This window comes from Rugamonas apoptosis, from assembly GCF_014042355.1.
GTDB classification, from domain to species: Bacteria; Pseudomonadota; Gammaproteobacteria; order Burkholderiales; family Burkholderiaceae_D; genus Rugamonas; species Rugamonas apoptosis.
Map to the genome: position 1 here is coordinate 202,599 of NZ_JACEZU010000009.1, position 13,422 is coordinate 216,020.

The window sequence follows — 13,422 nt, forward strand, 5'->3', positions numbered from 1 at the left end:
ATGATTTTTATAGTCAGTGCGCCAGCAGCCGGACCACCCACCGCGTCATCGCCGTCGGCGCCACGCGGGTCGCGAACGAGAGCGTCCCGGCCTGCAGCCCGACCATCCAATGGGTCTTGTGGATGAGCCTGCGCCCGGTGGCGCAGCGCCACACGGTGGCGGCCACGTCGGCCGGCGTGAGCCGGATGCCGAGCGATTGCGCGCTGGCGATGCTTTTAAAGCCGGCGGCCATCGCGCTGCTGACGAAGCTGGGCCAAATGTCGCTGACCCGGATGCCGTACTGACTCCATTCGAGGTCCAGCCCTTCCGTGAAGCCCCGTACGGCGAACTTGGTCGCCGAATAGGTCACCAGGTCAGGCTGGCCATAGATCGCTGTGGCGGAGGCCATATTGATCACGCGCGCGCCGGGCGTCTTGCGCAGGTAGCGCAAGGCGCAATGGCAACCGACGATCATGCCCCCCACATTCACGTCGAGCATGGCCCGATGTTTCGCCAGCGGCACGGTCTCGAACGGCCCCGCGCTCAGAATGCCGGCATTGTTGAACAGGACGTCGAGGCGCTGGCCGCTGCGTACCCAGAAATGCGCCAGCGCCGCCTCCCACCCGTCGGGATCGCTGACATCGAGCACGCCGCTGGTGGCGTTGTGTTCGCCCAGCTCAGCGGCGATCCTGGCCACGCCTTCGCCGTTGACGTCATACAGGCCGACATACCAGCCCCGCGCCGCGAACAGCTCGGCACAGGCACGTCCTATCCCGGACGCGGCGCCCGTCACGAAGATCGCCGGGCGGCGCATAGTGGCGCCCGCTTGCGCAGGCTTATGCATGTTGCTGCTTCCACAGGGCGCGCAGCTTCAGCTTGTCGATCTTGCCGACCGCGTTCTTGGGCAGGCTGCTGATGACGTGGATGGCCGCAGGCCGCTTGTAGCGGGTCAGCCGCTCGGCGCAATGCTCGTTCAACTCCTCCAGGGTGGTGTTGTGCCCGGGACGATCGGCGACATAAGCGATCACGATTTCACCCAGCGTCTCGTGCGGCACGCCGATCACCGCCGCTTCCAGCACACTGGGGCTGGCGAGCAAGGCGTCCTCGATTTCCTTGGGATAGATATTCTCGCCGCCGCGTATGATCATTTCCTTCAAGCGGCCGACGATGCTCAGATAACCATCGGCATCGATGCGGCCAAGGTCACCCGTATGCAGCCAGCCGTCGATGATGGTCTTGCTGGTTTCCTCCGGCTTACCCAGATAGCCGCGCATGACGTTGGGGCCCTGCACCAGCACCTCGCCCGTCTCGCCGGCCGGCAAATGGCGCCCGGCGGCATCCATGATCGCGATACGCTGGCCCACCATCGGCACACCCACCGTGCCCGCCTTGCGGATGCCCTTCAGCGGGTTGATGGTGGAGGCGCAGGTGCCTTCCGATAGCCCATACCCTTCCACCAGCGGGAAGCCATAGCGCGCCTCGAAGCTGGTCAGCAGCTCGGCCGATGCCGGCGCCGCGCCGCAAATACCGTAGCGCAGGCTGGACGTATCCGGCTGCACGTGTGGCGGCAAGGCATTGAGCAAGGCATAAATGGTGGGAACGGCCGAGAAATAAGTCGGGCGCAGCCGCTCCACATCAGCGAAGAACGTCTCGATATCGAAGCGCGCACGGATGGTGACCCGGCTGCCAGCCGACAGCGGCGTGAGGATGCTGGCGACGATGCCGTTGACGTGGAACAGGGGCAGTATCAGCAGGCAGTGATCGCTCGACGTGATCTCCATCGCCTCGCGCGACATGGCCGCCATCGCTTCAATATTGGCATGATCGAGCATCACGCCCTTGGGCAAGCCTGTGGTGCCGCTGGTATAGATCAGCAACGCGAGCGCGGCCGGATTGTCGACCGGCTGCGCACCATAATGCGCGCCATATTGCACCCCGCCATGGAGCGCGGCGGCGGGCAGCGCCGGCACTTGCCCGTCCACCGTCGCGCCACTGAGGTTGATGAGCAGCTTGGCACGGGAATCATTGAGCTGATGGCTCGCCTCCTGCACCGTCAGATTGGGATTGAGGGGGGTGACGGCGGCCCCAAGGCGCCAGGCGGCGAACATGGCCACCACGAATTCAACCTGATTGGGCAGCATGATGGCCACCACGTCCCCGGCCTGCACACCGAGCTCGGCCAGCAGTCCGGCCGCCATCAACACCTTTGAATAAAACTCGCTGTTGGACAAGCTGGTGCGCGCATCGGCGATGCAGTGCGCATCAGGTGCCTGCGCGGCGCGCAGGTCCGGAAGTTTGGAGAATCGCATGATTGTTCTTTCCAAAAAATCGTTATCGCGTCGGTCCGCTCAGGCCGCCGAATGGGACAGCAGGTGGCGGGTCAGGAACTCGGTCTGGTCTGTCACGGCGCGCTCGAAATGCCCGCCGAGATAGAAGTCGAAGTGGCCGCAGTCATAGAGCTTGATCTCGCCACGCGGCGCGCGCTGCGCCATGGCGATGGTGCGCTCCGGCGGCGTCACCGTGTCGGTACGGCTGACGCAAAACAGGATCGGCGGCTTGACCTTGGCGGTACGCCGTCCCGGCCGGTAACTGACGATTTCCGGAATCACACGGGCCGCGACCCGGTTGACGAAGGTCATTCCCTTGGGCATCAAGGCCAAGTATCCCGGCAAGGCGTCATGCGCGTTCATTAACGCCGGTTGGCCAGGTAGCGCCGCGATGGGCACCATCACCGGCGGCCGGCCGAACAAGCGGGCCATGAAGTCACGCATCACCACTGGCGTGATCCGCAACGAGCCCCACAGGCCGAGCGCGGTCGCCGACTCCAGTCCATCGGTGAACGGGCACTGGCTGATCGCCGCCTTGAGCTCGGGATGGCGGCTGGCCACCTGGATCGCGTGGCCGCCGCCAAAGGAACTACCCCAGATCGCCACGCGGCCGCCATCGAGCTCCGGGTTGGTCTTGACGTAATCGAGCGCGGCGTCCCAATCGGCCAGTTGACGCCCCACCGACATCAACTGGCGCGGCGTGCCGCCACTGTCGCCGAAATAACGATAGGTGAAGGCCAGCGTGGCGATGCCGGCCGCCGCGAAGCGCTCCGAATAGGCATCCAGGCGCATTTCGCGCACCGCGCCCAAGCCGTGGCCAAGCACCACCACCGGCGGCCGCGCGACGCCTTCCGGCAGATACAGCCATGCGGAGCAGAACGTCTCGCCGGAGATGAAACTGACGCTACGGCGCGTGAATTTGTGCGTAGTCTGTGCCATGGCGTTCATTTGACCGTCCGGTTGCTGGTGAAGGGAAAGTGCCCATGGTGCAGCGCCTGATCGAAGATGGCCGGCTGGTACAACGGCAGGTCGCCCTCGTGCTCGGTGCGCTCCATATATTCGAGCATCAACGCTTGCGAGTTATCGCCCGACAGCGCCGACATGAATTCAGTACGCTCCACATGCAGCCCATCTTCCAGCGACATCGAGCCGCCAACATAGACGGCGCGCTTGATGGCGCGTATGCCATCGCGCGGGCGCGCGCCAAGGTAGTTCGCCAATGCCAGCGCGCGCTCCATCAGCGCTTCGGGCGCAACCACCTCGTCGACCAGCCCGATCTCCAGGGCCTTGGCTGGCGATGCGGGCCGTCCTTCCAGCATCATCATGAGCGCGCGATGGGCGCCGACCAGGCGCGTCAGGCGCTGCGTGCCGCCGCCGCCGGGTGGAATGCCCAGCAACACCTCGGGCTGCCCGATGAAGAAATCGCCATCGGCCATCAGGCGCACGTCGCAGGCTTGCGCCAGTTCGCTGCCGAGCCCCAACGCCGAACCGTTCAGGGCGGCGATGAACAGCACGCCAACGCGGTTCATGCGCATGAAGGTGTTATGCAGCTTATCCAGCTGCATGGCGCCGCCCAGTGGCGTAAACGCCGCCACCGGCGCCACCAAAGGCATGCGCCGGACGGTGGCGGCCGTATGCGCCACCGCCGAGGTCATGCCGCGCGCGATGGACGGGATCGTGGTGCCGCCTTCCTGCAGCCAGCGTACATCGGCATGGCCGACGAAGCGGCCCGGGTGGGTTCCCGTGAGCACCACCGCCTTCACCTGTTGATCGGCCTCCAGCGCATCGAGCAGCGCCGCCAGCGACTCGGCCATCGCCAGCCCCATCACGCCTTGCGGGCCGCCATTGAGGCGCACAATCAATACGGCGCCGTGCTGCTCCAGTTCCAGGCCGCCCGACCTGATTCGCGTGCTATCCATGTCCAGTCTCCTTAGATTAACTACGTTTCAATAACATCGTTATGTCCCAGAATAACACTGTTATTTGAGGATTTCAAGAACGTACTGACCGAGCTCGTAAGGCCGTCGCTTATTTGCTGCGTGCCTTGCTGTTTTTTTCCGATTGGGAGGCGGTCCACAGGGCTAGCGCGCTGGCGGCCGAAGCGTCGGCCTTATCGCGCTTCGCGCCCAGGCCAACCACCATGTTCACGCAGATCGGCGCCAGGACCTCGGCGGCCGGATCGGCCACCTGTGAAAAATGGCCGCCCAGATCAAGCATGATAAAGCCATGCAAGGCACTCCAGAACTGGAGCGCGAGAAGATCCGGAGCGGCCTTGCGCACGCACTTGCCATCGACCAGCCGCGCGCAACCATGGACCAGATAGCCATAGGCCATGCGGAACGATGGCGACTGTCCGCTCAGGATGGGGGAGACCTCGCCTCGGGATGGGCTGTATCGCCCGTGAATCGACAAGCCGAACATCAGGTCGTACAGATGGGGGTTGCGCCGCGCGAAGTCGTGGCAAGCCAGCGCCATCGCGAACAGATCGGCCATGGGATCGTCCGATGGCGGCAACCTGGCGAAGACCATGGCTTGCCGGTTGAAGCCCTCGTCCGCGACGGCCTGCAGCAATTCAGGCACGCCGCCAAAATACGTGTACACACCCATGGTGGACAGCTTCGCTTCGCTCGCCACCGTGCGGGCCTTCACTTCGGACGGCCCGGTCCTCGCCAACAGGCGGATCGTGGCTTCAACAAGGCGGGTGCGTGGGTCAGTCTGGGTGGCGGCGGCGGTCATGTGTAGGGAGAGTGGCGCTATAACAACGTTATCATAGCACGCAGCCACGCATCCGCCCCCTGACGTCCTAGTCTTCCCGCACCCAGGTCTGCGTGCGCCCCAGCATGGGGACGCCGATATAGCCACGCACGTCGAGTTTTTTCCCGCCGGCGCTCAGGTGAACTTGACTGCGGTAGACCTGGCCATTGTCCGGATCGAGAATCCGGCCGCCGGTGTACGCGTCGCCATCCTTCTTCAGTCCGCTCAGGATCAGCAAGCCGACCACGGGCGCATCCTTGTTCGCGCCGTCGCACTTCTCGCACTTCGGGTTCGGGTTTTCCGTTGGCGCCGTGAAGACCTTCTCGATCTTACCCTGCAGCACGCCATTGGATTCGGTGATCCGGACCAGCGCCCGCGGTTTACCGGTGGCGTCATCGATGTTTTTCCACAGGCCGGCCGGCGAAGCTTCGTCGGCCCATGCGGCCGGCGACAGCAACGTGGCAATCAACGCCAGGCCCGCCACACGCCATGGCGCGCTCATGGTTGCACCATCTGCACGACGACCTTACCCTTGGCCCTGCCCGCTTCGAGATACGCCAGGCCCTCCTGCGCCTGAGCGAACGGAAACACCCGGTCCACGACGGGACGAATGCGCGAGGTCTGGAGCAACTCGCCGATCTTGGCCAGCTGGCGGCCATCCGGACGGACGAACAGGAACGAATACCTGCTGTTGCGCTGCTTCGCCAGGCGTATGATCTTCCTGCTCAACAAGCTGAACACGAACTTCAGGACAAAATTCATCCCGCGCGCGCGCGCGAAGGCGGCATCCGGCGGGCCGATGAGCGAGACGACCGTACTGCCGGGCTTTACTATCCGCAAGGCCTTTTCCAGCCCATCGCCCCTGATCGTGCCCAGCACGGCATCATAGCCCCGCAGCGTGTCCTCGAATTCCTGCTTCTTGTAGTCGATGACCTCGTCGGCCCCGAGGCTGCGGACCAGCTCCACGTTGGCGGTACTGGTGGTGGTGCCGACCTTGGCGCCAAGGTGCTTTGCCAGCTGGATCGCGAATGTGCCTATGCCGCCCGAACCTGCCGGCACAAACACCTTTTGTCCGGCTTTTACCTGCATGCGTTCAGTGAGCGCTTGCCAGGATGTCAGTCCTACCATGGGGATCGATGCTGCTTGCACGAAGTCCAGATTGGCCGGCTTCAGGGCGGCCGCGCGCTCGGGCACAGCGGCGTATTCGGCAAGCGAGCCAGTCCCCAGATCGAACAGGCTGGCGAACACGGCGTCCCCAACCTTGAAGCGGGTCACGCGCGCGCCCACCTCCACCACCACACCCGACAAATCGCTGCCCATGGTCGCCGGCAACTGGAACTTGAGGATAGGCTTGAAATCGCCTTTCGGGATCATGTTATCAATCGGATTCAGTCCGGCGGCGTACACCTGCACCAGTATTTCATCCGGTTTGATGGTCGGGCGAAGAACATCGGAAAATGCCAGTGCGCCGGTTTTGCCGTAACGCTGTAAAACGAGTGCTTTCATTATTGCCTTCCTTGCTTTTGATGAGAGCCGACGGCCGTCCGGCTACTGGCAGCGGCGTACAGAAACGCGTGTCAACCCGCCAGCGCCGGATAGTCGGTATAACCCTGCGCGCCGGGCGTATAGAACGTGCTGGGGTCCGGCGCGTTCAATGGCTGGTCGTCCCGCATCCGCTCGACCAGATCCGGGTTGGCCAGGAATGCCCGCCCCATCGCGATCAGGTCCGCATGGCCTGCGGCCAGGGCTTGCTGGGCGCTGCCCTTGTCGAAGCCACCGGCCAGGATGAAGGGGCCGCCAAACGCGGCGCGCAGATCGGTCTTCAACTGGCCCGGCACCGCTGGCGCACCTAACGCCGAATGGTCCAGCAGGTGAACATACATCAGGCCCAGTGCGGACAACTGCTTGACCAGCGCCAGATACTGCGCGTCCACGCCTTCGTAAGCGCCCGTGGCATTGAACACGCCATGCGGCGACAAACGGATACCAACCCGCTCGGCGCCTATCGCCTTGACCGTGGCCCGGACCACTTCCAGCACGAAGCGGTTGCGGCCCTCCGGCGTGGCGCCATAACCATCGGTCCGGCGGTTGACGTTGGCATTCAAGAATTGTTCGAGCAGATAACCGTTGGCGGCATGCAGTTCGATGCCATCGAAGCCAGCATCAATGGCCAGGCGCGCAGCGGTTGCGTATTCGCCGATCGCGGTGGCGATGTCGGCCTCGGTCATCTCGCGCGGCGCCGTATGCGGCTGGCTGCCCTGGCTGTCGGTCCACATCTCGCCGGGGCAGATGTCGGACGACGGCCCCACCACTTCCGCCCCGGCTGGCAGGTTCGCCACGTGACTCACGCGGCCGGTATGCATCAGTTGTACGACGATCTTGCCACCCTTGGCGTGCACGGCATCCGTGACCAGTTTCCAGCCTTGTACCTGGGCGGCATTGAACAGGCCCGGTATGCGGGGATAGCCCAAGCCATTCGGCGACGGCGACGTACCCTCGGTGATAATCAGGCCGGCACCGGCACGCTGGGCGTAGTAAGTCGCCATCAGCGCGTTGGGCGTATTGTTGTCGATCGCACGGCTGCGGGTGAGCGGCGACATCACGGCACGGTTGGCGAGTTGAACGCCGCGCAGGGAATAGGTTTCAAATAACATTTAAGCACATCCTTTCGGGAGTAATTTGTCAGACAGGATCAGCGTTACTGGAGGCGCGGTGCGACCTTGCCGGTTTGCGAAGTGGCGAACAGGGCGGCGCGAGCCGATTCAAAGCGGTCGATCGTCTCCGTCTCCGCCACAGAAGGCATCGTGACCTGTTCACCTTGATCGAACGCCAGCAAGGCCGCATCCACCATGTCCTCCGTCGACATGACGGCCTTCGGATCGAGCGCCGCCAAAGGCACACCGGATTGGTCCCACAGCTCGGTCGCCGTGGCGGCGGGCAGCACCGCCTGCACCCGAACGCCGCTATCGGCCAGCTCTTGCTGCAGGCCGCGACTGAAGGCCAGGACAAACGCCTTGGTGCCGCTGTAGACCGAACTGATCGGCAGCGAGTGCAGCGCCAGGACGGAAGCGACGTTAATGATCGCGCCTTCCTTGCGCGCCTTCAGCCCCGGCAGGACCGCGTGGCTCAAGCGCGTCAGCGCGGTGATATTCAATGCAATCTGGGACAGGGAATCCTGCCAGGCGCTGCCGGCGATCGGCGCCAGCCGCGCGAGGCCGGCATTGTTCACCAGGACGCTGACCGCTGGGTTGGTGGCGAGCAGCTGCGCCACGCTCGCTTGCCCCGCCTCCGATTCCAGGTCGGCGGTCAGCGGCTCGACCTTAACCCCATGGGTGGCCGCGATCTTGGCTGCCAACGCTTGCAGGCGATCCGCACGACGCGCCACCAGCACCAGGTCATAGCCGCGCTTGGCGAGACGATCCGCATACACCGCACCAATACCGGACGATGCACCGGTCACAACCGCAATTTTTCGGGTAGAAGTAGACATCATGAAGCCCTCGGATGACGAGTCGCGCAGTTGTTGCGCTTCTCAAGTGGATTTTAATATGACGATCATCATATTACAGTTCAAAAAAAACTGCCGACAACTCAGCCGGCAGCCGGTGAAAATTGCTTCATGGTCGCGCCGCACAAGGCCTCGGACAACCTGGGATCATCGACCGCACGGGCCAGCATGGTGGTGCCGATCAAGGCGCAGACCAGGGCCATCGCCCGTTCATGGGCCTGCTGCTGCCCCCAATCAGGCATCTGGCGCGCGAACACATCGATCATCTCCTTGATGTGGGTGGTCGCCGCGCGCCGCACTTCCGGCGCCTGGCGCGGCATTTCCGAACCCAGCGCCGACACGGGACAACCGGTCTCGATGGCGGAAATGTGCCCCGGCGACAGATAAGCCTCCATCATCGCCTGCACGGCCTGCCCTGGCGGCGCGGCGGCGGCCACGCGGGCCGCCAGCGCGACCGACTCGGCCCCGGCACGATCGCCAGCCTCGGCCAGCAAGGCGTCGCGCGATTCGAAGTGCGCATAAAAGCCGCCGTGCGTGAGGCCCGCCTCTTTCATGATGTCGGCCACACCCGTGCCGTCGTAGCCGCTGCGGCGAATAACGCGCGCCGCCACCTCGACGATACGTTCGTGCGTCAGTTCCTTGCGGCTGGGTGCCGTCCGTTGGGTAGATTTTTTCTGCATGATCGTCATCATATACCATTTTCCGCCGATGTGCACACCGCCCGGCGACGTGGGGCTGGTGGGCAGCGCCCCAGCGCTCCCACCACGGCCGATCGCACGGGAAAAATGCGGTCGCGACAACGTTGTCGACGCGGAAAAGATCCTGCGGACGCCATGGCCGTGGCGAATGCCATGGCCATGGCGTTCGCCACGATCAGACCGGTTCCAGCAACATGGTCGCCGCCGCCGTATTCGAGATCGGAATGTGGAAGTTGGAATGCACCACCTTCACGGCGCCGGCCACGGTGCCGCGCGCGATCAGCCAGCTGAGCAGCTCGACGCCTTCGTTGCCGCATTGCTCGACCAGGTCGATATCGGAGAACTGGGTGGCCCATTGCGGATCGTTGACCATGCTGTCCATGAACTTGAGGTCGAACTCCTTGTTGATGAAGCCGGCCCGCTCGCCTTCGAGCTGGTGCGACAGGCCGCCCGAGCCGATCACCAGCACTTTGGCGTCCTCCGGGAAGGCGGCGATGGCGCGGCCGATGGCTTCGCCCAGTTTGTAGCAGCGGCGTGCCGATGGCAGCGGGAACAGCACCGTGTTGACGCAGATCGGCACGCTCTTGACCGGCCACTTCTGTTCCGGCCACATCAAGGCCATCGGCAGCGTGAACGCGTGGTCGACCAGCATTTCCTGGCAGGTGACCATATCGAAATCGTCGCGGATCAAACGGTCGCGGATATGCCAGGACAGGTCTTCGGCGCCCGGGAAGCTGGGCATGGTGGGGATGCCCCAGCCTTCGTCCTCGCTGCGGTATTCCGGCGCGGCGCCGATGGCGAAGGTCGGCTGCTTATCGAGGAAGAAGTTGAGGCCGTGGTCGTTGAAGCAGGACACGACGATGTCCGGTTTGACCCGGTCCAGCCATGCGCGGATCGGCGGGAAGCCGTCGAAGAACGGTTTCCAGTACGGATCTTGCTGGAGGTTTTGGTGGATCGCCTTGCCGATGGCCGGCACGTGCGAGGTGTTCAGGATGCCTACGATTTTAGCCATGATTTATTTCCCCGCCGCTACAAGTTTCGCTTTGAATTCTTCCTTGGTCAGTCCGGTCTGCAAGGCGCCGATGTCCTGCATGTCGAGGCCGAGCACGCCGCCGGCCAGCTTGCCGAGGAAATACACGCCGCCGCCCGCACGAATCAGCGACAGCACGTCGCGCTCAAGGATGGCGCGGGTCTGTTCCTGGTTGAGGCCGAATTTCTGGCAGTAGGCCCGTTCATCGCTGACGAAGGCGTCGCGATTAACCTTGCTGTTGAACGAGTAGCACATCTTGTTGAGCGCGTAGCCGTGGCGGGCCGCGTCGCTGTCGAAGATGGGCGCGCCCGGGATGGTTCGCTTCTGCTGACTAGCAGTCATGTTTGCGTCTCCTGAAAATGTTCCGAGTGGTGTGTCGCTGCCGGATCACGCGTAGATCCCGCATCGCCATTGCATTATTGGAGACGCAAACCATTAAATACATAGATCATTTATGATGTAATTCATGAGGATTTTCGATGCGTATAGCGATCAACATCGGCTGCGCAAGGGCTGCCGAATGACGCGCGCGGTGCGTGGCGGGGACATACGCCCGGCTATCTCAGTTGGGCATAGCAGCTATACGGCAGCGGCCGGCCACAGCATCGATAAATGAGACAGATTGGTTACAATAAACGCATGAACAATTTCGATTATTTGGATCTGGACGGACGGATGCTGCGCCTGCTGATCGCCGTCTACGAGGAAGGCTCCGTGACCCGCGCCGCGCAGCGGCTGGGCATCACGCAGTCGGCTGTCAGCCATATGCTCGACAAGCTGCGCGGCATCGTTGGCGACCCGCTGTTCGTCAAATCAGGGCGTTCGGTGGTGGCCACGGCGCAGGCCGGCGAGCTGGCCGCGCAGGCCCGTTTGCTGCTCGACCAGTTGCAGCAGTTCAGCAGCAAACCCGATTTCGACCCGGCCAGCCTGGACCGCACCCTGACCATCGCCGCCAACGATCTCCAGCGCGACCTGCTGCTGCCCGCCCTGTTCGCCTTACTCAAGCAGGAGGCGCCCGGCTTAAGCCTGCGCGTGATTCCGTCCAACATCCCCGGCAGCGAGCTGCTACGCGCGGATCGCTGCCAGTTGGTCATCTCGCCACGGCCGCCGGCGGGCAGCGACATCCTCCAGCGCCGCCTGTTCAACGACCGCTACGTGGTATTCTACGATCCGCAAATGCGCCAGGCGCCGCGCAACCTGCAGGACTACCTGGCCGCCGAGCACGTCACCGTGGTGTATGAGCCGCAACGCCATCTCGACATCGATGACTACCTGAAGAGCAAAGGCATAGAACGGCGCTTCGCCGTCAGCGTCGCCGGTTTCGCCGGCATCAAGCCCTTCCTCAAGGACTCGCCCTACCTGGCGACGCTGCCGCACCGCCTCGGGGCCAGCCAGCTGGCAGGCTTCTCCCAGACCGAGACGCCGTTCGCCTGTCCCGAGATGCCGATGTACGCCATCTGGCACCAGCGCTACCAGCAACATCCGATGATGCGCTGGCTGCTCGACAAGCTGTACCAGGTCAGCGCGGCGATCGAACAAACCCTGTAGCACCAGCAAAAAAAATCCGCCGCTGGCCTGTGGCCAAACGGCGGACTGTCGCTAGCCCTTGCGCGCAAGGGCTGGCACGGCCGATCAGAAGCGGTAGCGCAGGCCGAGCATCACGGCCGTCTGCGAGCCGCCTGGCGGCGGCGCGACACCGGCGCCGACCGAGGCCGCGTACTGGGCCTTGGCGCTGTTATTGATGTGGGCCAGCTGGAAGTACGGCGAGAAGTCCTTGTTCACGAAGTAGAAGGCGCGCAGCACGTACAGGTCGGCGTCGCGGTCCTGGTCCTTGTTGGTGATGCGGTGGTAGCCACCCTCGACCGTATAGGTTTCGTTGAAGCGCCACGCGCCTTCCAGATAGTAGGCATCGGACTTGACGGTGCCCGACGCCAGCTCGGCCTTGCGGCCCAGCCAGCCGAGGCCGACCTTGCCGCCGCTGCTGGCGTTGCCGAGATTGACGTAGCCGCCCAGGTGGCTGCGCTTGTCGGTGTCTTCCGGCCGCGTGAACGCGAGCGGTGCGGCGCCGTTGAAGAAGTTCGCCAGCGCGCCGGCGCCGCCCTTCTGCTCATCGTAGGCAGCCGCCACGCCGAAACGTGCGTCGTCGTACTTGGCCATGGCCGACCAGCCGCGGCAGGCATTGCTGCCCGCGCCCGGCAGTTCGCCGGCGCAGGTGCCCGAACCGGGTGCGCCGCCGGCGCTGTCACGCGCCAGGCTGTAGGTGGCGCCAAACGAAGCCTTGCCGAACTTGCCGCGCCAGGCCAGCGCATTGTCATAGCGCGCGTTGGGCAGGTAGGCATCCAGCGAACCGAGCGCGTAGATGTTGGGGCCCAGCAGGTCGGAATCCATGGCGAACACCAGCATCGAATACTGACGGCCCATGGTGAAGGCGCCGTAAGCCGTATCGACACCGGCGTACAGTTGGCGGCCAAACAGGCGGCCGCCCTGCCCCAGGGTGCCGCTGTCGAAGTTAAAGCCGGTTTCCAGCACGGCAACGCCATTGATGCCGGGAACCAGCTCCTTGTTCACCTTGAAACCGAGGCGCGACGCCACCGTGCCCGTGATGTTGGGCATGCGGGTCACGCTGCCCTGGACCGTGCCGTTCTTGACGTCGGTGATGCGCTCGACGCCGCCGTCCAGCACGCCGTAGATGGACATGCCCTGCGGCAGCGCCGAGCCAGTGGCGGCTGGCGCGGCCGGTGCGGCCGGTGCGGCGGCGACCTTCTGTTCAATGTTGGATACAGCCCGCTGCTGGCTCTCCTGCTGGCCCAGCAGCTTTTGGATCAGTTGGCGCTGTTCGGCCAGTTCGCGGCGCAGCGCGTCGACCTCGCTGTCGGCGTGCGCCGGCAAGGCGCCGGCCAGGCCGAAGGCGGCGATCAGTGCGCCGACGATCGGCTTGGCGGCGCTGGTTGGACGGTGCTGGAATACGGTCATGCTTATCTCCTCATTTTATTATCATTCCCGCTAGGCAAGCCGGGGGCATCCCTCCCGGAAAATCCGGGAGGAAAGTCGGTATTCAGCCTCGCCAGAATCAGGCGGCGAGGCTGGTTGGCTGGGTCGGCCCGGTTGGGCCAGGGTATGTGCGGA

At 64.1% G+C, this 13,422-nt stretch carries 14 protein-coding genes; 1 reads left to right on the forward strand and 13 read right to left on the reverse strand.

Features of this window, described 5'->3' with window-relative positions:
- Nucleotides 1-13 precede the first annotated feature (13 nt).
- The 12 genes from H3H39_RS18880 to H3H39_RS18935 form a co-directional block, all read right to left on the reverse strand.
- Complete coding sequence (locus H3H39_RS18880) at nucleotides 14-823, reverse strand: SDR family oxidoreductase (RefSeq protein ID WP_229218129.1); 810 nt, start codon at nucleotides 821-823, stop codon at nucleotides 14-16.
- Nucleotides 816-2,288, reverse strand: a complete 1,473-nt coding sequence (locus H3H39_RS18885; protein WP_182155371.1) for a class I adenylate-forming enzyme family protein — start codon at nucleotides 2,286-2,288, stop codon at nucleotides 816-818. Before H3H39_RS18885 ends, H3H39_RS18880 begins: the two co-directional genes overlap by 8 nt.
- 39 nt (nucleotides 2,289-2,327) lie before the next feature.
- Nucleotides 2,328-3,245: an alpha/beta hydrolase gene (locus H3H39_RS18890; protein WP_182155372.1), complete on the reverse strand. Its 918-nt coding sequence runs from the start codon at nucleotides 3,243-3,245 to the stop codon at nucleotides 2,328-2,330.
- A 5-nt stretch (nucleotides 3,246-3,250) separates the two neighbouring features.
- Nucleotides 3,251-4,225, reverse strand: coding sequence for an enoyl-CoA hydratase/isomerase family protein (locus tag H3H39_RS18895; protein WP_182155374.1), 975 nt, complete (start codon nucleotides 4,223-4,225; stop codon nucleotides 3,251-3,253).
- Between the two features lie 109 nt (nucleotides 4,226-4,334).
- The gene (locus H3H39_RS18900) at nucleotides 4,335-5,042 is read right to left on the reverse strand and encodes a TetR/AcrR family transcriptional regulator (RefSeq protein ID WP_182155376.1); all 708 of its coding nucleotides are present in this window, start codon (nucleotides 5,040-5,042) and stop codon (nucleotides 4,335-4,337) included.
- 67 nt (nucleotides 5,043-5,109) lie between these two features.
- The gene (locus H3H39_RS18905) at nucleotides 5,110-5,562 is read right to left on the reverse strand and encodes a DUF2147 domain-containing protein (protein WP_182155378.1); all 453 of its coding nucleotides are present in this window, start codon (nucleotides 5,560-5,562) and stop codon (nucleotides 5,110-5,112) included.
- On the reverse strand, nucleotides 5,559-6,566 hold the full coding sequence (locus H3H39_RS18910; protein ID WP_182155380.1) for an NADP-dependent oxidoreductase: 1,008 nt from the start codon (nucleotides 6,564-6,566) through the stop codon (nucleotides 5,559-5,561). The genes H3H39_RS18905 and H3H39_RS18910 overlap by 4 nt, the downstream gene beginning before the upstream one ends.
- A gap of 71 nt (nucleotides 6,567-6,637) precedes the next feature.
- Entirely contained in the window at nucleotides 6,638-7,714 is a 1,077-nt protein-coding gene (locus H3H39_RS18915) for an alkene reductase (protein WP_182155382.1), read from the reverse strand.
- 44 nt (nucleotides 7,715-7,758) lie between these two features.
- The gene (locus H3H39_RS18920) at nucleotides 7,759-8,553 is read right to left on the reverse strand and encodes an SDR family NAD(P)-dependent oxidoreductase (RefSeq protein WP_182155384.1); all 795 of its coding nucleotides are present in this window, start codon (nucleotides 8,551-8,553) and stop codon (nucleotides 7,759-7,761) included.
- Nucleotides 8,554-8,651: 98 nt separating this feature from the next.
- The gene (locus H3H39_RS18925; RefSeq protein ID WP_182155386.1) at nucleotides 8,652-9,260 is read right to left on the reverse strand and encodes a TetR/AcrR family transcriptional regulator; all 609 of its coding nucleotides are present in this window, start codon (nucleotides 9,258-9,260) and stop codon (nucleotides 8,652-8,654) included.
- Nucleotides 9,261-9,441: 181 nt separating this feature from the next.
- Nucleotides 9,442-10,278 carry a class III extradiol dioxygenase family protein gene (locus H3H39_RS18930; RefSeq protein ID WP_182155388.1) on the reverse strand — a complete coding sequence of 279 codons (837 nt, stop codon included), beginning with the start codon at nucleotides 10,276-10,278 and terminating at the stop codon, nucleotides 9,442-9,444.
- Nucleotides 10,279-10,281: 3 nt separating this feature from the next.
- On the reverse strand, nucleotides 10,282-10,638 hold the full coding sequence (locus H3H39_RS18935) for a protocatechuate 4,5-dioxygenase subunit alpha (RefSeq protein WP_182155390.1): 357 nt from the start codon (nucleotides 10,636-10,638) through the stop codon (nucleotides 10,282-10,284).
- A gap of 297 nt (nucleotides 10,639-10,935) precedes the next feature.
- Here H3H39_RS18935 and H3H39_RS18940 point away from each other — a divergent pair, with 297 nt between their 5' ends.
- Nucleotides 10,936-11,844, forward strand: a complete 909-nt coding sequence (locus H3H39_RS18940; protein WP_182155392.1) for a LysR family transcriptional regulator — start codon at nucleotides 10,936-10,938, stop codon at nucleotides 11,842-11,844.
- A gap of 84 nt (nucleotides 11,845-11,928) precedes the next feature.
- Here H3H39_RS18940 and H3H39_RS18945 read toward each other — a convergent pair whose 3' ends face one another.
- Nucleotides 11,929-13,269, reverse strand: coding sequence for a porin (locus H3H39_RS18945; RefSeq protein WP_182155394.1), 1,341 nt, complete (start codon nucleotides 13,267-13,269; stop codon nucleotides 11,929-11,931).
- Nucleotides 13,270-13,422 lie beyond the last annotated feature (153 nt).

What these genes read in the sequence shown, in the direction of transcription:
- H3H39_RS18880 (WP_229218129.1), bottom strand. Translation starts at nt 823, where the DNA reads ATGCATAAGCCTGCGCAAGCGGGCGCCACTATGCGCCGCCCGGCGATC.
- H3H39_RS18885 (WP_182155371.1), bottom strand. Translation starts at nt 2,288, where the DNA reads ATGCGATTCTCCAAACTTCCGGACCTGCGCGCCGCGCAGGCACCTGAT.
- H3H39_RS18890 (WP_182155372.1), bottom strand. Translation starts at nt 3,245, where the DNA reads ATGGCACAGACTACGCACAAATTCACGCGCCGTAGCGTCAGTTTCATC.
- H3H39_RS18895 (WP_182155374.1), bottom strand. Translation starts at nt 4,225, where the DNA reads ATGGATAGCACGCGAATCAGGTCGGGCGGCCTGGAACTGGAGCAGCAC.
- H3H39_RS18900 (WP_182155376.1), bottom strand. Translation starts at nt 5,042, where the DNA reads ATGACCGCCGCCGCCACCCAGACTGACCCACGCACCCGCCTTGTTGAA.
- H3H39_RS18905 (WP_182155378.1), bottom strand. Translation starts at nt 5,562, where the DNA reads ATGAGCGCGCCATGGCGTGTGGCGGGCCTGGCGTTGATTGCCACGTTG.
- H3H39_RS18910 (WP_182155380.1), bottom strand. Translation starts at nt 6,566, where the DNA reads ATGAAAGCACTCGTTTTACAGCGTTACGGCAAAACCGGCGCACTGGCA.
- H3H39_RS18915 (WP_182155382.1), bottom strand. Translation starts at nt 7,714, where the DNA reads ATGTTATTTGAAACCTATTCCCTGCGCGGCGTTCAACTCGCCAACCGT.
- H3H39_RS18920 (WP_182155384.1), bottom strand. Translation starts at nt 8,553, where the DNA reads ATGATGTCTACTTCTACCCGAAAAATTGCGGTTGTGACCGGTGCATCG.
- H3H39_RS18925 (WP_182155386.1), bottom strand. Translation starts at nt 9,260, where the DNA reads ATGATGACGATCATGCAGAAAAAATCTACCCAACGGACGGCACCCAGC.
- H3H39_RS18930 (WP_182155388.1), bottom strand. Translation starts at nt 10,278, where the DNA reads ATGGCTAAAATCGTAGGCATCCTGAACACCTCGCACGTGCCGGCCATC.
- H3H39_RS18935 (WP_182155390.1), bottom strand. Translation starts at nt 10,638, where the DNA reads ATGACTGCTAGTCAGCAGAAGCGAACCATCCCGGGCGCGCCCATCTTC.
- H3H39_RS18940 (WP_182155392.1), top strand. Translation starts at nt 10,936, where the DNA reads ATGAACAATTTCGATTATTTGGATCTGGACGGACGGATGCTGCGCCTG.
- H3H39_RS18945 (WP_182155394.1), bottom strand. Translation starts at nt 13,269, where the DNA reads ATGACCGTATTCCAGCACCGTCCAACCAGCGCCGCCAAGCCGATCGTC.